The 19,024-nt window shown below is 72.6% G+C and carries 16 protein-coding genes; 12 read left to right on the top strand and 4 right to left on the bottom strand.

Going from position 1 to position 19,024, the window contains the following annotated elements; translation table 11 throughout:
- Positions 1-85 precede the first annotated feature (85 nt).
- From hflX to ASD16_RS19865, 3 genes are read left to right on the top strand one after another with little or no spacing between them, the layout of a single operon-like run.
- On the top strand, positions 86-1,609 hold the full coding sequence (gene hflX, locus ASD16_RS19875) for a GTPase HflX (RefSeq protein WP_055922031.1): 1,524 nt from the start codon (positions 86-88) through the stop codon (positions 1,607-1,609).
- A gap of 29 nt (positions 1,610-1,638) precedes the next feature.
- Complete coding sequence (locus tag ASD16_RS19870) at positions 1,639-3,711, top strand: ATP-dependent DNA helicase (RefSeq protein ID WP_055922028.1); 2,073 nt, start codon at positions 1,639-1,641, stop codon at positions 3,709-3,711.
- 9 nt (positions 3,712-3,720) lie between these two features.
- Positions 3,721-4,722 (top strand): L-lactate dehydrogenase, encoded by a 1,002-nt coding sequence (locus ASD16_RS19865; protein WP_055922025.1) that lies wholly within the window; start codon positions 3,721-3,723, stop codon positions 4,720-4,722.
- A gap of 48 nt (positions 4,723-4,770) precedes the next feature.
- Here ASD16_RS19865 and lexA read toward each other — a convergent pair whose 3' ends face one another.
- Positions 4,771-5,523 (bottom strand): transcriptional repressor LexA, encoded by a 753-nt coding sequence (gene lexA / locus ASD16_RS19860; RefSeq protein ID WP_055922024.1) that lies wholly within the window; start codon positions 5,521-5,523, stop codon positions 4,771-4,773.
- A gap of 318 nt (positions 5,524-5,841) precedes the next feature.
- On the opposite strand from lexA, the gene ASD16_RS19855 reads away from it, so the two are divergent.
- The 3 genes from ASD16_RS19855 to ASD16_RS19845 all read left to right on the top strand — a co-directional run bounded on the left by ASD16_RS19855 (position 5,842) and on the right by ASD16_RS19845 (position 9,183).
- Positions 5,842-6,243: a LysM peptidoglycan-binding domain-containing protein gene (locus ASD16_RS19855; RefSeq protein WP_055922021.1), complete on the top strand. Its 402-nt coding sequence runs from the start codon at positions 5,842-5,844 to the stop codon at positions 6,241-6,243.
- A gap of 405 nt (positions 6,244-6,648) precedes the next feature.
- On the top strand, positions 6,649-7,161 hold the full coding sequence (gene nrdR / locus ASD16_RS19850; RefSeq protein WP_055922018.1) for a transcriptional regulator NrdR: 513 nt from the start codon (positions 6,649-6,651) through the stop codon (positions 7,159-7,161).
- A gap of 42 nt (positions 7,162-7,203) precedes the next feature.
- Complete coding sequence (locus ASD16_RS19845) at positions 7,204-9,183, top strand: S9 family peptidase (RefSeq protein WP_055922013.1); 1,980 nt, start codon at positions 7,204-7,206, stop codon at positions 9,181-9,183.
- 1 nt (position 9,184) lies between these two features.
- On the opposite strand, the gene ASD16_RS19840 is transcribed toward ASD16_RS19845, so the two are convergent.
- Positions 9,185-10,207: an aldo/keto reductase gene (locus tag ASD16_RS19840; RefSeq protein WP_055922010.1), complete on the bottom strand. Its 1,023-nt coding sequence runs from the start codon at positions 10,205-10,207 to the stop codon at positions 9,185-9,187.
- Positions 10,208-10,320: 113 nt separating this feature from the next.
- Here ASD16_RS19840 and ASD16_RS19835 point away from each other — a divergent pair, with 113 nt between their 5' ends.
- Complete coding sequence (locus ASD16_RS19835; protein ID WP_055922009.1) at positions 10,321-10,521, top strand: DUF5302 domain-containing protein; 201 nt, start codon at positions 10,321-10,323, stop codon at positions 10,519-10,521.
- 61 nt (positions 10,522-10,582) lie between these two features.
- Here the strand turns inward: ASD16_RS19835 and serA are convergent, their stop codons facing one another.
- Together serA and ASD16_RS19825 are read right to left on the bottom strand one after the other, a co-directional pair.
- On the bottom strand, positions 10,583-11,782 hold the full coding sequence (gene serA, locus ASD16_RS19830; protein ID WP_055922006.1) for a phosphoglycerate dehydrogenase: 1,200 nt from the start codon (positions 11,780-11,782) through the stop codon (positions 10,583-10,585).
- 82 nt (positions 11,783-11,864) lie between these two features.
- Positions 11,865-14,093 (bottom strand): AAA family ATPase, encoded by a 2,229-nt coding sequence (locus tag ASD16_RS19825; RefSeq protein ID WP_235523456.1) that lies wholly within the window; start codon positions 14,091-14,093, stop codon positions 11,865-11,867.
- Between the two features lie 252 nt (positions 14,094-14,345).
- On the opposite strand from ASD16_RS19825, the gene ASD16_RS19820 reads away from it, so the two are divergent.
- From ASD16_RS19820 to ASD16_RS19800, 5 genes are all read left to right on the top strand, one after another.
- The gene (locus ASD16_RS19820; RefSeq protein WP_200943018.1) at positions 14,346-15,527 is read left to right on the top strand and encodes a PP2C family protein-serine/threonine phosphatase; all 1,182 of its coding nucleotides are present in this window, start codon (positions 14,346-14,348) and stop codon (positions 15,525-15,527) included.
- On the top strand, positions 15,524-17,092 hold the full coding sequence (locus tag ASD16_RS19815; RefSeq protein ID WP_055922502.1) for an ATP-binding protein: 1,569 nt from the start codon (positions 15,524-15,526) through the stop codon (positions 17,090-17,092). The genes ASD16_RS19820 and ASD16_RS19815 overlap by 4 nt, the downstream gene beginning before the upstream one ends.
- Before the next feature lie 12 nt (positions 17,093-17,104).
- A complete protein-coding gene (locus tag ASD16_RS19810) occupies positions 17,105-17,545 on the top strand; it encodes a response regulator (RefSeq protein ID WP_055922002.1) in 441 nt (146 codons plus the stop codon).
- 66 nt (positions 17,546-17,611) lie between these two features.
- A complete protein-coding gene (locus ASD16_RS19805) occupies positions 17,612-18,547 on the top strand; it encodes a PAC2 family protein (protein ID WP_055921998.1) in 936 nt (311 codons plus the stop codon).
- A 272-nt stretch (positions 18,548-18,819) separates the two neighbouring features.
- Positions 18,820-19,023, top strand: a complete 204-nt coding sequence (locus ASD16_RS19800; protein WP_055921997.1) for a cold-shock protein — start codon at positions 18,820-18,822, stop codon at positions 19,021-19,023.
- Position 19,024: the final 1 nt, after the last annotated feature.

Below are 19,024 nucleotides of genomic sequence, written 5' to 3'. Positions count from 1 at the left end.
CGCGCGCTCGGCCCGCAGCGAAATACCTCGTGCACCGTCAGCGCCCCGTGGGACCCTGGAGGTACCCGAGGAGACGAGGAACCCCTTGACCGACGCGCAGCACACCACCAGCCAGACCGAGGACGCCCCGCCCACGCGCTCCGCGCAGGAGGTGGCCGACGACGTCGTGGCCCGTGTGCTCGCCAGGGCAGGGGCCACGCTGCACGCCGGTGCCACGGTGCACTCCTCCTACGACGGTGACCAGCTCGAGCTCGAGGAGCGCACGTCGCTGCGCCGGGTCGCAGGGCTGTCCACCGAGCTCGAGGACGTCACCGAGGTCGAGTACCGCCAGCTGCGCCTGGAGAAGGTCGTCCTCGTCGGGGTGTGGGGCTCCGGCACCGTGACCGACGCCGAGATCTCCCTGCGCGAGCTCGCCCAGCTCGCCGAGACGGCCGGCTCGCAGGTCCTCGACGGGCTGCTCCAGCGGCGGCAGAAGCCGGACCCGGGCACCTATCTCGGCTCGGGCAAGGCCGCCGAGCTGGCCGCGCTGGTCGCGAGCGTCGGCGCGGACACCGTCGTCGTCGACGGGGACCTCGCACCGTCGCAGCGCCGCGCGCTGGAGGACATCGTCCGCGTCAAGGTCATCGACCGGACCGCGCTGATCCTCGACATCTTCGCCCAGCACGCCAAGTCCCGGGAGGGCAAGGCCCAGGTCGAGCTCGCGCAGCTGGAGTACCTGCTCCCGCGCCTGCGCGGCTGGGGTGACTCGATGTCCCGGCAGGCCGGTGGACAGGTCGGCGGCGCCGCAGCCGGCATGGGCTCGCGCGGTCCTGGTGAGACGAAGATCGAGCTCGACCGGCGACGGATCCGCAACCGCATGGCCAAGCTGCGCCGCGAGATCGCCGCGATGGAGCCGGGGCGGGTCACCAAGCGCGCGTCCCGCAAGAAGCACGCGATCCCGTCGGTCGCCATCGCCGGCTACACCAACGCGGGCAAGTCGTCGCTGCTCAACCGGCTGACGCACGCGGGCGTGCTCGTGGAGAACGCGCTGTTCGCGACCCTCGACCCGACGGTCCGGCGGGCGGAGACCGTCGACGGGCGGGTCTACACCCTCGCGGACACCGTCGGCTTCGTCCGCGCACTTCCGCACCAGCTGGTCGAGGCGTTCCGCTCCACGCTCGAGGAGGTCGCCGACGCGGACCTGATCCTGCACGTCGTGGACGCGTCCCACCCCGACCCCGAGGGCCAGATCGCCGCGGTCCGGCACGTCTTCGCGGACATCCCCGGCGCCATGGACGTCCCCGAGATCATCGTGCTCAACAAGGCCGACCTCGCGACGCCCGAGGCGATCGCCCGGCTGCGCTCGCGCGAGGTGCACTCCATCGTCGTCTCGGCGCACAGCGGGGAGGGCATCGAGGAGCTGCAGGCACTCGTCGCCGACCAGCTGCCGCGCCCCGGCGTGAGCGTCGACCTGGTCGTCCCGTACGACCGGGGCGACCTGGTGAGCCGCGTGCACGAGCACGGCGACATCGAGGCCGAGGAGCACACCGCCGACGGCACCGCCCTGCGGGCACGGGTCGACGCGGGCCTCGCCGCCGAGCTGGAGGCTGCTGCACAGCGCCGGTCCTGAGCACCGCCGGCCCGCACTAGGCTGACGCGGTGCCAGACGCCGACCCCTCCGTCGAGAACCTCCTCGACGTCGCGGTCGCCGCTCTCGGCGGGGTCCGTCGGGAGGGCCAGCACCAGATGGCGGTCGCCGTCGCGGAGACGATCGACAAGGGCGAGCACCTTCTGGTGCAGGCGGGAACGGGCACCGGCAAGTCGCTCGGCTACCTGGTGCCCGCCCTGCGGCACGCGGTCCTCGAGAACGAGCACGTCGTCGTCTCGACCGCGACGCTCGCGCTGCAGCGCCAGATCATCACGCGCGACCTCCCGCTCGTCGCGAAGGCCCTCGAGCCGCACCTGCCGCGCACGCCCGCCATCGCGCTGCTCAAGGGCTGGCACAACTACGTGTGCGTGCACAAGGTCGCCGGCGGGTACCCCGACGACGACACGGGGACGCTGTTCGACCTGGGGGACCACGCCGGCGCGGCCGAGCACCCCGCTCCGGCGCGCACCGGAGCCTCTGCCCTGTCCGAGAGCCTCGGCGAGCAGGTGCTGCGCCTGCGGGAGTGGGCCGACGACACCGACACGGGGGACCGTGACGACCTGGTGCCCGGGGTCACGGACCGGGCCTGGCGGCAGGTCTCCATCACCTCGCTGGAGTGCCTCGGCGGCAAGTGCCCGATGCTCGCCGAGTGCTTCCCGGAGAAGGCGAAGGCCGCGTCCCGGGAGGCCGACGTCGTGGTCACCAACCACGCCATGCTCGGCATCGCCGCCTCGGGCTCGCCCGGTGTGCTGCCCGAGCACCAGGTGATCATCGTCGACGAGGCGCACGAGCTGACGGACCGGGTGACGGCGCAGGCGACCTCCGAGCTGTCCGTCGCCACCATCGAGCACGCGGCGCGGCTCGCGCGTCGGCACGGCGGGGTCCCCACGACCGATCTCGACTCGGCCAGCCAGGCGCTGGCGTCCGTGCTCGTCGGGCTGCCCGAGGCACGGTTCCGCGACGGGCTGCCCCCGGCCGCCCGGGACGCGGTCGCCAGCGTGCGCGACGCCACCCGTGCGCTGCTCACGGTGCTCAAGCCGGAGACCGGCCCGAACGTGCCGCCCGAAGGTGGTCGCAAGGTCGCGCAGGCGACGATGCTCGCGCTCTACGAGGTGGCCGACCGGATGGCGGCGGACCCGGAGGACCACCGGCACACCGTCCTGTGGTGCAGCCGCAGCGAGGACCGTCGGGGCTCGGTGCTGACCCGCCTCTACGCCGCTCCGCTCGCGGTCAACGGCCTGATCCGCACCAACCTGCTCGCCGGTCGCTCGGGCGTGCTCACGTCCGCGACGCTCGAGCTCGGCGGCTCGTTCGACCCGATCGCCCGGGCGGTCGGCCTCGAGGTCCGCCCCGATGCCGAGCCGGTCGGTCCGACGTCCCTGGCGGGGGACGCGCCCGCCACGCCGGCGGGGGTGCCGTGGCGCGGGCTCGACGTCGGCAGCCCGTTCGACTACCCGCGGCAGGGGATCCTCTACCTCGCGCGGCACCTGCCGAAGCCCGGTCGCGAACCGGCGACGGATGCCCAGCTCGACGAGATCGCGGAGCTCATCACGGCGGCAGGTGGCCGGACGCTCGGGCTGTTCTCGTCGCGGCGCGCGGCGAACGCGGTGGCGGCCGCCATGCGCGACCGACTCGACGTCCCGATCCTCGCGCAGGGTGACGACCAGCTGCCGACCCTGGTCTCGCAGTTCATCGCCGACGAGGCCACCTGCCTGTTCGGGACCCTGTCGCTCTGGCAGGGCGTCGACGTCCCGGGCTCGACGTGCCGCCTGGTCATCATCGACCGCATCCCGTTCCCGCGACCGGACGACCCGGTGAGCTCGGCGCGGTCCGACGCGATCGAGAAGGCCGGCGGCAACGGGTTCCTGGCCGTGTCCGCCACGCACGCGGCGCTGCTCCTCGCGCAGGGCGCGGGCCGGCTGATCCGGACCAGCGAGGACCGGGGCGTCGTCGCGGTGCTCGACCCCCGGCTGGCGACCGCGGGGTACGGCAGCTTCCTGACCAGGTCGCTGCCGGCGTTCTGGCGCACGACGGACCGCTCGGTGGCTGTCTCGGCGCTGCAGCGGCTCGCCGCACCCGGTTAGCCTCGGGGCATGACGGAGAGCCTGGACCTGGAAGACATCGGCCTGACCCCGTTCCGCAGCGGCCGGCGGACCTCGAAGCTGGCGATCGTGGGTGCGGGGGCGGTCGGGTCGACCATGGCGTACGCGGCGCTCCTGCGCGGCGCGGCCCGGTCGGTGGCGCTGTTCGACATCAATGCGGCGAAGGTCGAGGCGGAGGCGCTGGACCTCGGGCACGGCATCCAGTTCATGCCGATGGCGGAGGTGGTCGGCTCGGACGACATCGCGGTGTGCGCGGACGCCGACGTCGTCATGTTCACGGCCGGCGCCAAGCAGAAGCCGGGCCAGTCGCGCCTCGATCTCGCGGAGGCCACCATCGGGCTCGTCCGCAAGGTCCTGCCCGCCCTGGTGGAGGTGGCGCCGAACGCCGTCTACGTCATGGTGACCAACCCCGTCGACGTGGTCACCTACGCGGCGCTCCAGATCTCCGGCCTGCCGCCGTCGCAGCTGTTCGGGTCCGGCACCGTCCTGGACTCGTCACGGCTCCGGTACCTCATCTCGCAGCACACCGGGGTCGCGGTGCAGAACGTGCACGCGTACATCGCCGGCGAGCACGGCGACACGGAGCTGCCGCTGTGGGGTTCCGCGAGCATCGGCTCGGTCCCCCTGCTGGAGTGGACCGGCAGCGGCGGGAGCGGACCCCTGACCGCCGAGGTGCGGGACCGGATCGCGCACGAGGTGGTCGACTCGGCCTACCGCATCATCGAGGGCAAGGGTGCGACGAACTACGCGGTCGCCTTGGCCGGCTCCCGGATCATCGAGGCCATCGTCAAGGACGAACGGCGGGTGCTGCCGGTGTCGTCGCTCCTGGACGACTTTCACGGGATCAGCGACGTCTGCCTGTCCGTCCCTGCGATCGTCGGTGCGCACGGCGTGGGCGAGCGCCTGCCGGTCCCGCTGTCGGACGCGGAGCTGGCGGGGCTGCGCGCGTCGGCGGACGCCGTGCGTTCGGTGGCCCGCCAGTTCGGGTTCTGACGCAGATCGGGCCGCACCCTGTGCGGGGTGCGGCCCGATCTCGACAGGTCAGAGGCTGCGCAGGACGCTGACCACGCGCCCGAGGATCGTGGACTCGTCACCCGGGATGGGCGAGTACGCAGGGTTGTGCGGCATGAGCCAGACGTGGCCGTCGATGCGCTTGAGGGTCTTGACCGTGGCCTCGCCGTCGATCATCGCTGCGACGATCTCGCCGTTCTCGGCCACCGGCTGACGCCGGACCACGACCCAGTCGCCGTCGCAGATCGCGGCGTCGATCATCGAGTCGCCGACGACCTTGAGCAGGAAGAGGTCGCCGTCGCCGACCAGCTGGCGGGGGAGCGGGAAGACGTCCTCGACGACCTGCTCCGCCAGGATCGGTCCGCCCGCCGCGATCCGGCCGACGACCGGCACGTAGGACGGTGCCGGCAGGCGTTCGCCGTCCCCCTGGTCCGGGAACGTGGAGCGGCTGCCGTCAGGCGCCGTCCAGGTGCCGACGCCGCGGGAGTCGTCCGCGTGCACGACCTCGATGGCCCGTGGACGGTTGGGGTCCCGGCGCAGGTAGCCCTTGCGCTCGAGGGCCATGAGCTGGTGCTTGACGCTGGACGGGCTGGTGAGACCGACGGCCTCCCCGATCTCGCGCATGCTCGGCGGGTAGCCCCGGGACTCCACCGACGACCGGATGGTGTCCAGCACGAGCCGCTGGCGCGCGGTGAGCCCGTCGGCTCCCGGCGCTCCGTCCGGGAGCGTGTGGACCGTCGCCAGGTCCTTCTCGGGCTGGGACGCGTCCCCTGAGTCCGTCACTGCGCTCCTCCTCCGTCCGGCGGCCGCCGCGCGGCACGCCCGGCCTTCTCCGCCTCTACCTGCTCACGCCCCTCGGCGTCCTGACCTGCGGCGACGGAGGATCCCGGCCGGCGTGTCAGTGGCTCGTGGTGCGCTTGTGCTGCATCGCCAGCCTAGGGAAGTCGGGGCTGAAGATCAAACATCTGTTCGATCGTGTCTCGACAGTGTCACCGGATGCTGGTAGACATCGTACAGACGTTCGACGAACAGACGTTCGACGGCGATGCGACATGGAGCACTACCCCGGGAGGCCGGGCCGAGCAGGGAACGAGGGATGTCATGAGCGCGATGGTCATGGGACCGGCGATGCCGAACCGGGTGTCCGTCCGAGTGTCGAACCGGGTGTCGGGTTCCGCCGCGCCGACCGTTCGCGACGGTGCGCCCTCGACCGCTCACCTCCGCCTCACCGCGCGAGGCCGTGCCGTGCTGTGGCTCCTCGCCGCCGTCGCCGTCGCGCTCGTGACGCTGATCGCGAGCCAGGCGTCGGCCGACGGCCCCGTCGCCGCCCAGGAGGTCGTGCGGCACGTCGTGCAGCCGGGGGAGACGCTGTGGCAGATCGCGGAGTCGGTGGCCGCGCCGTCGCAGGACGTGCGTGACGTCGTGGTGGACCTGGTGCGTCTGAACGAGCTGCCCGAGGCTGGACTGATGGCCGGTCAGGTCATCGTCGTCCCCGCGGGCTGAGCCTTGTTCGGGCCGTGCCGCGGTTGCCATGCGGGAGCGCTCCGTCTAGGTTAGGCTTACCTCACAAGGCGAGCTGGGGGGCTTGCCGGAGGTGTGGTCTCCAGGGGCGCGAGCCCGTGTGAGCTCACCGCAGTACAGCGCGGCACCGAGGCGAGTCGGTCCGTGACCTGGGACGGGGGCGTCCCCGCGAGAGCGGTCACCTTCGGGTGGCCGCTCTCGTGCGTCCGGGCCGGCGCACAGGGTGTCGGAACCCGGCGTCGACCCGTCCGGAGCGCCCGGCCAGGCGCCTTGCGACACCGGAGCCGTTGGCCTAGCGTCACGGGGGCGTTCACGACGCGATCGCCACCGACAGACGTCCGGTCAGATGTCGCGGCGTCGACGCGCCAGCACGAGAAGGGGGCCACCGTGCACTGTCCGTTCTGCCGCCACCCGGACTCCCGGGTCGTCGACTCGCGGACGTCGGACGACGGGTCGACCATCCGACGGCGCCGTCAGTGCCCGCACTGCAACCGCCGCTTCACCACGGTGGAGACGGCCAGCCTGTCGGTCGTCAAGCGCTCGGGTGCCACCGAGCCGTTCAGCCGGGAGAAGATCGCCGGCGGGGTGCGCAAGGCCTGCCAGGGTCGGCCGGTGAGCGAGGACGACCTCGCACTGCTCGCCCAGAAGGTCGAGGAGACCCTCCGCAGCGCAGGCTCGGCCGAGATCGACGCGTACGAGATCGGCCTGGCCATCCTCGGTCCGCTGCGGGAGCTCGACGAGGTCGCCTACCTGCGGTTCGCCAGCGTCTACCAGGCGTTCGACTCGCTCGAGGACTTCGAGGCGGCGATCACGGTGCTGCGTGCCGAGCGCGACTCCGAGCAGGGTGCGGGTGCCGACGACGAGAGCACGGCGACCGACGAGGACGTCCGCACCACCTGAGCGGCGACTGCACGTGTCGGCGGCACCACGTAGGTTCGTCGGGTGCGACCTTCTGATCTCGAGCTCCTCCATGTCCCCGGTGCGCCGGCGGCCCTGCCGGACGGCACCCGCGCCGTCGTTTCGGTCGTCCGCCCCGACCTGACCACCGACGAGTACGTCGGCCATCTCTGGTCGGTCGACCTCGAGGGCGAGGAGGCTCCGCGGCCACTGACCCGCGGGCACCGCGACACCTCGCCGGAGGTGAGTCCGGACGGTCGGTGGGTCGCGTTCCTGCGGGCCGAACCCGAAGGCAAGCCGCAGGTGCACGTCGTCGAGGCGACAGGCGGTGAGCCCATCCGGCTCACGGACGCACCCCTGGGCGCGTCCGAGCCGCGGTTCTCCCCGGACGGGACACGCATCGCCTACGTGGCCCGGGTGCCGGAGGAGGGGCGGTATGCCGCCGACGGGAAGCCCGGCTCGGAGGATCCCCGGCACATCACCGAGCTGAAGTACCGGTCCGACGGCGTGGGCTTCTTCCGCGACCGCCCGCAGCACGTCTTCGTCGTCGAGGTCCCGGCCGACTCCGAGCGTCCGACGGCGTTGCCCGACGCGGTGCAGCTGACCGTGGGCGACGTCGGGGTGAGCGGGGTGCGGTGGCTGCCGTCGGGTGACGGGCTGGTCGGCGTCTCGGCGCGGCACGCGTCACGCGAGTCGGACCTGCGCAGCGACGTCGTGCGCATCGACGCCGCGGAGCAGGGCGACCCCGTCCCGGTCACGGATGCGGATGCCGGGAGCACCCTCGGCGTCGACGCTGTGCTCCCGTCCGCGGACGGCGCCACCTTGTGGATCCTCGCCAGCGACCTCGGGCCGACGGGCCGGGACTTCGTCGCCACCCAAGCGGGCCTGTACCGGCTGGCGCTGGACCGCGCCGGCGCCGTACCCGAACGGCTCACGGACCCGGAGCAGGACCAGGTGACCGGGGTCCTCGCAGAGCTCGACGGGGACCCGCTGGTCGTCGTCGAGCGTCGCGGCGCGGCGCACCTGGTCCGGGTCGGACCCGACGGCGCCGCGACCACCCTCGTCGGGGGCACGCACGTGGTGTCGGGTGCCGCGGTGGCGGCAGGGCGCATCGTGGTGACGGCGTCGACGCCGACGACGCCGGGGGAGGTGTTCCTGGTCGACCCGACGACGGGGACGGTCGTGGCGCTGACCGACGTCGGAGCCGAGCTGCGCGGGACCGGGCGCACGCGTGTCCCGGTGGAGCTCGTCGCCACGTCGCCGGACGGCTACGAGGTGCACGGCTGGGTGGTGACGCCCGACGAGGGGCGCTTCGGCGCCGGCCCGCACCCGACGATCCTGATGATCCACGGCGGACCGTTCGCGCAGTACACGCACGGGCTCTTCGACGAGGTCCAGGTGCTGGCCGAGGCGGGGTACGCGGTCGTCCTGGGCAATCCCCGCGGGTCCTCCGGGTACGGGCGCGCACACGGGCTCGCGATCCAGCGGGGCTTCGGGACGGTCGACACCGACGACGTGCTCGCCCTGCTCGGCGCCGCCCTGGAGGATCCCGCGCTGGACGGCGAGCGGGTCGGTGTCATGGGCGGCTCGTACGGTGGCTACCTCACCGCGTGGCTGACCACGCGCACGGACCGGTTCGTGGCGGCGATCGTCGAGCGTGGGTTCCTGGACCCGATCAGCTTCGTGGGGTCCAGCGACATCGGCTGGTTCTTCGGCCTGGAGTACCTCGGGGACACCGGCGACGAGGCGGGTGCCGCGGCACTGGCCGCCCAGTCGCCGATGGCGCACGTCGGCCGGGTCCGCACGCCCACCCTGGTCATCCACTCGGAGCAGGACTGGCGGTGCCCGGTCGAGCAGGGGCAGCGCTGGTTCGTCGAGCTGAAGCGGCGCGGGGTGCACGCGGAGCTGCTGCTGTTCCCGGGCGAGGGTCACGAGCTCACGCGGTCGGGGAACCCGAAGCACCGCGCCGTCCGGTTCGAGCACGTGCTGCGGTGGTGGTCGACGCACCTGCCCGTCGAGGGCTGAGTCAGCGGTCGCTGGACCGTACGCCCCACAGGTTGATACCGGCGTCGACCGCGTGCGGCTCGACGGCCGCCAGCTCGTCGTCCGTCAGCGGCGGCAGGGCGACGGCGGCCAGGTTCTCGTCGAGCTGTGCGGTGGTGCGGGCACCCACCAGCACGGACGTGACGCGCGGGTCCCGGAGCACCCACGCGAGCGCGAGCTGGGGCAGGGTGCGTCCGCCGGCCCGGGCGATCGCGTCGAGCGCCCGCACGTGGTCGAGGGCCTCGTCGGTGAGCCACTCGGTCCGCAGCGGTCCGCCACGCGCCGCTCGGGAGTCGGCCGGCACGCCGTGCAGGTAGCGCGTGCTGAGCATGCCCTGGGCCAGGGGCGAGAACGCGACGACGGCCATCCCCGCGTCGTCGGCGACGTCGAGCAACGACCGTCCGTCGGCGCCCGGCTGCTCGACCCACCGGTTGAGCATCGAGTAGGCGGGCTGGTGCACGGCGAGGCGCAGACCCAGCGCCTCCGCGACGGCGAGGGCCTCGACCGTGCGGTCGGCCGAGTACGACGAGATCCCGGCGTGCCGTGCCTTGCCGGCGCGGACCGCCCGGTCGAGCGCGCCGAGGGTCTCCTCGAGCGGGGTGCTCGGGTCGAACCGGTGGCTGTAGAACACGTCGACCGAGTCGACGCCCAGCCGGCGCAGCGACTCGTCGAGGGATGCCCGCAGATACTTCGCGGAGCCGTGCTCGCCGTAGGGTCCGGGCCACGCGCGGTACCCGGCCTTGGTGGTGATGAGCAGCTCGTCGCGATGTCCGTGCAGGTCACGGGACAGCAGTCGGCCGACCGACTCCTCCGCGGCGAACGGGGGCGGGCCGTAGTTGTTGGCGAGGTCGAGGTGCACGACCCCGCGGTCGACGGCGTGCAGGACGAGTGCGCTCTGGTCTGCGAACGATGTCGACGCCCCGAAGTTCTGCCAGAGCCCCAGCGAGACGACGGGCCAGGAGAGTCCACCGGCGCGCCGGTGGGGGAGCGGGGTGGCCGGGAGCACCTGCCCGACGCTACCTGGCGTGAGAAGAGGTGGCGCCGCACGCGCGAGTCGGTCAGGCTGGGCAGGTCGCGGGCGCAGACGTCCGACGGCACACAGCATCGAAGGAGACGCCCATGGCCCAGGACGACGACAAGGCGACCACGGAGGCGGCGGTGAGCGACGACACGAAGGCGAAGTTCCGCGAGGCGCTCGAGCGCAAGAAGTCGAACCAGCACCGCACCGCCGACGGCTCGACCAACACCGGTCAGGTGCACGGCTCGGAGACCGCGGGTCCGTCACAGCGTCGCTTCCAGCGCAAGTCCGGCTCCGCCTGAGCCTGCACGACGGAGGGGCCTGACCAGGAACTGGTCGGGCCCCTCCGTCGTGCTCGGGAGATCAGGACAGCAGGCGCAGGCGCACGGACTCCGGGCGGGTCGACAGCGCCTCGATCACCGCGGGGTCGACCCGCGCGCCGGCGTCGGTGACCACGTAGCCGAGCTCCCCGCGGGTCGCGAGCAGCTGACCCTCGATGTTCACGCCGTGCTCGGCGAGCGTCGCGTTGACCGCGGCCAGCACCCCGGGGACGTTGCGGTGCAGGTAGGCGAGGCGGTGCACACCGGGCTGCTGCTCGAGCGCGAGGTTGGGCAGGTTGACGCTCAGGGTCGTGGACCCGGTGGCCAGGTAGTCGCGGACCTTGTTGGACACGAACTGGCCGATGGCCTCCTGCGCCTCCTCCGTGGACCCGCCGGTGTGCGGCGTGAGGATCACGTTGGCGAGCCCGCGCAGCTCCGACTCGAACGGGTCACCCTTGCGCTTGGGCTCCACGGGGAACACGTCGACCGCGGCACCGGCCACGTGCCCGGCGACGATCGCGTCGCGCAGGGCGGCGTAGTCGACGACGAACCCGCGCGAGAGGTTGAGGAACACCGCGCCGGGCCGCATCCGCGCGAACTGCTTGGCCCCGAACAGCCCCGCGTTCCCGCTGCGGCCGTCGACGTGCAGCGTGACGATGTCCGCCGCCTCGAGCAGCTCGTCGAGCGTGCTCATGCGTCGTGCGTTGCCCAGGGCGAGCTTCTCGGCGGTGTCGTAGAACACGACCGACATGCCGAGGTTCTCCGCGAGCACCGACAGCTGGGTGCCGATGTTGCCGTAGCCGATGATGCCGAGCGTGCGGCCCCGGATCTCGTGGGCGCCGGTCGCCGACTTGTTCCAGATCCCGTCGTGCATGGCACGGTCGAGCTCGGTCTGGCGGCGTGTCAGGGAGATGATGTCCGCGATCGCGATCTCCACCACCGAGCGGGTGTTGGAGAACGGCGCGTTGAACGTCGCGACGCCGCGTGACGCCGCCTCGGCGAGGTCGATCTGGTTGGTGCCGATGCAGTAGGCCCCGATCGCCACCAGGGACGGTGACGCGGCGAGCACCTCCGCGGTGACGTGCGTCTTGGAGCGGATGCCCAGCAGGTGCACGCCGTCGAGCGCCTCGATCAGCTCGGCCTCGTCGAGCGCCCCGGTGCGGGTCGTCACGTCGAAGCCGGCCGTCTCGAGGATCGAGCGAGCCTGGGGGTGGAGGTTCTCGAGCAGCAGGGCCTTCAGCACGCCCCTATGGTGCGCCCCGCGGACCCCGGGGCCTACAGCGGTCCGGCCCTCGGACACGCGTGAGACGCAGCCGACGTGCGCGTCAGACCCAGCCGCGGGGCAGCGGGCGGTCGTGGAGCACGTGCAGCGCCCGCGTCGGACGGGTCATCGCGACGTACAGGTCACCCGCGCTCGCGTCGATCACCTCGGCCGGCTCGACGAGCACGACGACGTCGAACTCCAGACCCTTGGCCTCGCGCGGGCTGAGCACCACGAGCGGCGCGTCGAGGTCGGCCGCGCTCGACCCGGCGCCGAGCGCAGGCTGCAGCCCGGCGTCACGCAGGGCGGCACCGATCGCATCGAGCCGCGCGTCCACCGCGATCACGGCGATCCGTCCCGCACCCGTGGCGTCCGTGACCTCGGCGACGAGCTTCTCGGTGGTCTCGGTCACCGCGGCGGAGAAGTCCGCCACGCGCGTGACCACGAGCGAGTCGTCCACGTCCCGGGCCGAGGTCAGCGGGCTCACGGGCAGGTGGGCCGCCACGGCCACCCGGCGGGCGGTGTCGGCGACCTCCGCCGGGGTCCGGTAGTTCACGGTCAGCTCGTTGAGGCGCCACGACGAGCGCAGCACGGGGTCCAGCTGAGCGGCCCAGCTGCGCGCACCGGCTGTCGCGGTGGTCTGCGCGACGTCGCCGACGATCGTCAGCGACCTCGTCGGGACGCGCCGCAGCAGCGACCGCCAGGCCATCGCCGAGAGCTCCTGCGCCTCGTCGACGACCACGTGGCCGTAGGTCCACGAGCGGTCGGCGGCCGCCCGCTCGGCCGTCGTCAGGGTGGGGCCGGTCGTCGCGAACCTGTCGGCGAGCATCTCCGCCGACACCATGCCGCCGCTGCCCGTGGACTCGAGCACCTGCCGGGCGTACGCCAGCTCCGAGGCCCGCCGCTCGGTCGCGGCGCGCGCCTCGGCCCGGGCGGCCTGGTCGTCCTCGCCGAGCAGCTCCGCGGCCTCGTCGAGGATCGGCACGTCCGCCGGCGTCCAGGGCGCGTCGGCCTCCCGCACCAGCATCGCGCGCTGCTGCGGGCTGAGCTGCGGTGCGGCGGACGCGAGCCGGTGCGGCTTGGACCAGAGGTCGGAGACCAGCTTCTGCGGCGTGATCGGCATCCACGCCAGGTTGAGCGCGATCCGGATCTCCCGCGTGGTGCGCAGCTCCTCGATGATCTCGCCGCGCTCGTCGGCGGGCACGTCCCCGCCGAGCTGCTGCACGTACTGCTCGGCCAGCCGGCTCAGCATGTCCCGTACGAACGAGATGCGTGCCTGGTTGTGCGGCTTGTGGTTGCGCCGGGCGCGAGCCATCGCCGACGCGATGTCGTTCGGGCGGATCAGGAGGTCGTGGCCGTCGACCCGCACGTGCACGGGCTGCGCGGGGATCCGCTCCCGGTCGCGCACGGCGCGCGCGATCACGCTGCCCCACAGCGCGCGTCCCTTGAGCTCGGCGACGGCCTCGTCCTCCGTGGCGGTCGCCTGGATCCCGGGGTACAGCTCCGCGACGGTCGTCGTGACGACGCCCGTCTCGCCGAGGGAGGGCAGGACCTGGTCGATGTAGCGCAGGAACGTGCGGCTGGGGCCGACGAGAAGCACGCCCGAGCGCTCGAGGAGCCGCCGGTGCGCGTACAGCAGGAACGCCGCGCGGTGGAGCGCCACGGCGGTCTTGCCGGTGCCCGGCCCGCCCTGGACGACCAGCGCGCCGCCCAGCTCGGAGCGGATGATCGCGTCCTGCTCACCCTGGATCGTCGCGACGATGTCGCCCATCCGGCCCGTGCGGCCCGCGGCCAGCCCGGCCAGCAGGGCGCCCTCACCCGACAGGCCGCTGAGCCGCGCGTCCGAGTCGCCGGTCAGCAGGTCGAGGTCGAGCACCTCGTCCTCGACGCTCGTCACGGTCCGGCCGCGGGTGACCACGTGCCGGCGACGCACGACCCCGTCAGGGTGCGCGGCGGTGGCCCGGTAGAACGCCTGGGCCGCGGGAGCGCGCCAGTCGGTGAGGAGCTGGGTCTGCTCGGTGTCGGTGAGGCCGAGGCGGCCGATGTAGCGGCGGCTGTCGTCGTCCAGGTCGAGCCGCCCGAAGACGAGACGCTCCTCGACGGCCTCCAGCTGGGCGATGCGGTCCTCGTAGAGCGTGGCGAACGCGTCCCGCTCGCTGCGGTTCTGCGGCGAGCCCGACGGGCCCTCCCGCCGGACGTCGGCCAGCCGCGCCCGGGTCTGCGCCCGCAGGTCGTCGAGCCGGCCGTACAGCTGGTCGACGACGCCTTGCTCGACGGTCAGCTCGTTGTCCATGCCTGCCACCTGGGCGATCTCCGTTCCGCCGGGTCACCGGCCGCGCGTACCTCCGCCCCTGCGCACGTCGAGGGACGACGCGACGCCGGAGCGGCCGTCCATTATCCGACCTCCGCGGCCCCGTCGCACCCAGCCGACCGGGTGGGGTCCGCCCGCGACCGGGTGAGATGGCGCGCGAGAGCGGTTCCGGGCCCCTACGCTTCGGGTGTCCTGTCGAGAAGAGGCAGGTGAACAGTCGGGAGGAGAGGCCCGTTGAGCGACGCACGCACCGCCCCCGACGACATCCGCCGCGGCCCGGTGACGAGACACGCACCCGTCCGTCTGCTGCTCGTGGAGGACGACGAGGGCGACGCGATCCTCGTCCGTGAGCACCTCGCGGACGCCGGTCTCGAGGTCGACCTGCACTGGGTCCGGACCCTCGACGAGGCCATCGACCGGCTCCACGTCGACATCGTCCTGCTCGACCTCGGGCTCCCCGACGCGATGGGCATCGCCGCGCTCGAGCGCCTGCTGGCCGCCGGTGCACCTGCAGTCGTCGTGCTCACGGGCCTGGCCGGCACCGACATCGGGCTCGAGGCCGTCGCGGCCGGGGCCCAGGACTACCTGGTCAAGGGCGAGGTCGACGGCGAGATGCTCGGTCGCTCGGTGCGCTACGCCATCCAGCGCCGCCGCCTGGAGGACACCGACCGCGCCCTGTACCGCAGCCTCGTGCGCGCCGAGGAGGTCAACCGGCTGGAGCGGGCACTGCTGCCGACGCCCTCGGTGGTCGACCAGCGCCTCGAGGTACGCGTCGGCTACCGCGCGGGACGCGACGGCGTGCTCGGTGGGGACTTCTACGACGTCGTCGAACGTCCCGACGGGTCGGTTCTCGCGCTCGTGGGTGACGTCTGCGGGCACGGGCCCGACGAGGCGGCCCTCGGTGCCACGCTGCGGACGGCCTGGCGGACGCTCGTGCTCGCCGAGGTGCCGACCGTCGACATCCTCGGTCTGCTCGAACGCGTCCTGATCTCCGAGCGTGCGCGCCCGGAGGTGTTCACCACGGTGTCCATGCTGGACGTCGCCGCGGACCGCACCTCGGTCGACCTGTACCTGGCCGGACATCCCGTGCCGCTGCTCCTGGGCGAGCCGTCGGCGCTCCTGCCGACGCACGGGCGGGGTCGTGCACTGGGCATCCCGGTCTCCGGGGGCTGGTCGCCGGTACGGCTGGAGCTCGCGCCCTCGTGGCGGATCCTGCTGTACACCGACGGGGTGCTCGAGGCGACCATCGGTGGCAGCTCCGACCGCGTCGGCAAGACAGGCCTGCTGCGCATCGTGGACGGTGCGGTCGCGGCTCGCGGCGACCTCGTCGAGCGGGTGCTGCACGACGTCCGGGAGCTGCACGGGGGCGACCTGGTGGACGACGCAGCCGTCGTCGTCCTCGGGTGGCGTGCGTGAGCGCTGCCCCGACGCCCGTGCGGCGTTCCTCGACGCTGCGCCGACGGCTGCGCACCGTGATCGTCGCGGCCGGCGCCGCCCTGGCGGTCGTGGTGCTGGGCACCGTGTTCGTGCTGGTCCGGCTGTTCGACCGCCAGGAGGCCGTCACCGAGACGTACTTCACGGCGATCACGCAGGCGGACGGCGCGTTCATCCAGCTGGTCGACGCGGAGACCTCCGTGCGCGGGTTCGCCCTGACCGGGGACCCGGTCACGCTCGAGCCGTACGAGCGGTCCGCGGCCGACGACCTGTCGTTCCGCTCGCTCGCGGAACGCGAGGCGCAGGGGACGGACGACGAGCTCACCGCCGCGGCACAGGCGGCCGCGGACGCGGGACGACGTTGGAACGAGGAGTTCGCCATCCCGGTGATGGACGAGGTCCGCACCGGCGGCGCCGGGTCGGTGACCACGGAGGAGATCGAGCAGGGCCGGGTGCTCTTCGACGAGGCGCGGGGCGCCGCGCAGGACTACATCGACCTGCTGCGCGACCGTCGCACGGACGCCGTCGGCGAGCTCGGGATCTGGACGCTCGTGGCCGTGGGCACCGTCGCGCTGCTCGTCCTCGCCGCGGTCGCCCTGGGCGTCGCGCTGTGGGTCACGCTGCGCCGCTGGATCCTCGAGCCGCTGGACTCCCTCGCCGCGGACGCGCGTGCGGTGTCCTCGGGCGACCTGCAGCATCCCGTCGCCACCATCGGGCCGGGTGAGATCGCCGCGCTCGCGGGCGACGTGGAACGGATGCGCGTCGCGCTCGTCGACCAGGTCCAGGTCCTGGAGTCGTCGCGCGCCGAGATCGCACTGGCCCACGAGCTCCTCACGCAGCAGGCGGAAGAGCTGCGCCGGTCCAACCGCGACCTCGAGCAGTTCGCCTACGTCGCGTCGCACGACCTGCAGGAGCCTCTGCGCAAGATCGCGAGCTTCACCCAGCTCCTGCAGAAGCGCTACGGCGGGCAGATGGACGAGCGCGCCGACCAGTACATCGCCTTCGCGGTCGACGGGGCCAAACGCATGCAGGCGCTCATCCAGGACCTGCTCGGCTTCTCCCGGGTGGGCCGCGTCGGCGGCGAGGTCAGCGACGTCGACCTCGCGGGGGTCCTCGCCGACGCGCTGGAGAACCTCAGCGAGTCCGTCGCGGAGTCCGGGGCCGTCGTGACGCACGACGAGCTGCCCGTCGTCCGCGGCGAGCGTCCGCTGCTGGTGCAGCTGTTCCAGAACCTCGTCGGCAACGCGATCAAGTTCCGGGACCCGGCCCGGCCCCCGACGGTCCACCTGTCGGCGCACCGCGTGGCAGAATCCTGGGAGCTCGAGTGTCGAGACAACGGCATCGGCATCGACTCGCAGTACGCGGAACGGGTGTTCGTCATCTTCCAGCGTCTGCACGCCAAGGACATCTACGAGGGCACCGGCATCGGTCTCTCGTTGTGCAAGAAGATCGTCGAGTTCCACGGCGGTCGCATCTGGATCGAGCAGCCCGACGGCGAGGGCACCAGCATCCACTGGACCCTCCCCGCGGAAGCCCTGACCCCCTGATCGGAGCCCTCTGTGCCCACCAGCGCCAAGACCGTCGACGTCCTCCTCGTCGAGGACGACCCGGGTGACGTCCTCATGACCCGGGAGGCGTTCGAGGACAACAAGCTCCGCAACCGTCTCTGGGTGGTCTCCGACGGCGTCAGCGCGCTGGAGTTCCTGCGCAAGGAGGGCGAGCACGCGGACGCCCCGACGCCGGATCTCGTCCTGCTCGACCTGAACCTGCCGCGCATGGACGGCCGCGAGGTCCTGCAGGCCCTCAAGGCGGACGCCAACCTGCGCTCCATCCCGGTCGTCGTGCTGACCACCTCGGAGGCGGAGGAGGACGTGGTCCGCAGCTACTCGCTGCACGCCAACGCCTACGTCACCAAGCCCGTCGACTTCGACCGGTTCATCGAGGTCGTCCGCCAGATCGACGAGTTCTTCGTCGAGGTCGTGCGCCTGCCTGGCCGGTGACGCGGGAAGAACTCGCGGCGGGTGCGTGTTGTCCCCGGTAACCCGGACGGAAGTGAGCGCACCCCCATGCTGAACCCGAGCGAGATCTACGACGTCGACCCCGAGGTCGCCGCCCAGGTCGAGGCGCGGACGGTGAACGGCGCCGGTCCCGTCCTCGTGCACGCCGTGCGCGGGTTCGTGGACGCGGGCAACGCCGGCCAGCTGGCCGCGGAGCACCTGGTCGACGAGCTGCCCACGACGCGCCTGGCGACGTTCGACGTCGACCAGCTGCTGGACTACCGGTCGCGTCGGCCGGTCATGACGTTCGACCAGACGACGTGGGCGTCGTACGCCGACCCCGAGCTGGTCGTCGACCTGGTCCAGGACGCTGCGGGTGTCCCGTTCCTGCTCCTGCACGGCGTCGAGCCCGACGTGCAGTGGGAGCGGTACGTGGCCGCGGTCCGGCAGATCGTCGAGCGTTTCGACGTGCCGCTGACCGTCGGGCTGCACGGCATCCCCATGGGCATCCCGCACACGCGCCCCCTGTCGGTCACGGCACATGCCACGCGGCCCGAGCTCGTCGCGGACCACACGTCCTGGTTCGGCACCGTGCAGGTCCCCGCCAGCGCGAGCGCGCTGCTCGAGCTGCGCCTGGGCCAGTCGGGCCACGACGCCGTGGGGTTCGCCGTGCACGTGCCGCACTACCTCGCGCAGTCCGCGTTCCCGCAGGCCAGCCAGGCGGCGCTGAGCAACGTCGAGCGTGCCACCGGGCTGGACCTGCAGGTCGCGGCGCTGACGTCGGCCGCGGACGAGGCCATGGCGGAGATCGACCGGCAGGTGACCGGGTCGGAGGACGTCGCCGCCGTGGTGCACGCGCTCGAGGAGCAGTACGACTCGTTCACCCGCAACATCGGGCGGACCAGCCTGCTCGCCGGGTCCACGGACCTGCCGACCGCCGACGAGCTGGGTGCCGAGTTCGAGCGGTTCCTGGCCCAGCAGGGTGACGACAGCGGTCCGGCCTGAGGCCCGACCTTTACCAGATCGTTGTCAAAGCGTGTGAGCCGACAGGGCGAAAGCATGGCGCCGCCCACAGGCCCGATGTAAGGATGCACACGTTGCAGTGACGTACTCGCTTGACCGGCTTGCTCGACAGGGATCGTCATCCGGGCCGAGGCTCGGTGTCGGTTCCGACCAGTCGTCTTTCGGCTGGCCACCCGGTGCAGGACGTGAGGCATTGCGGCACGGCGTAGGCAGAAGGTCCGCGCCGTCACCGGTGGGACAGAAGGAAAACGAACATGGCACAGGGTGCTGTCAAGTGGTTCAACGCTGAGAAGGGCTTCGGGTTCATCGCCCAGGACGGCGGCGGTGCCGACGTCTTCGTCCACTACTCCGCGATCGACTCCTCGGGCTACCGCAGCCTCGACGAGGGCCAGCGCGTCGAGTTCGAGATCACGCAGGGCGCCAAGGGGCCGCAGGCCGAGAGCGTCCGCCCGATCTGAC

It is taken from the genome of Cellulomonas sp. Root485, from assembly GCF_001426705.1.
Taxonomy (GTDB): Bacteria; Actinomycetota; Actinomycetes; order Actinomycetales; family Cellulomonadaceae; genus Cellulomonas.
The sequence above is the reverse complement of the archived record's forward strand: the minus strand, read 5'-3'. Positions and strand labels throughout refer to the sequence as shown.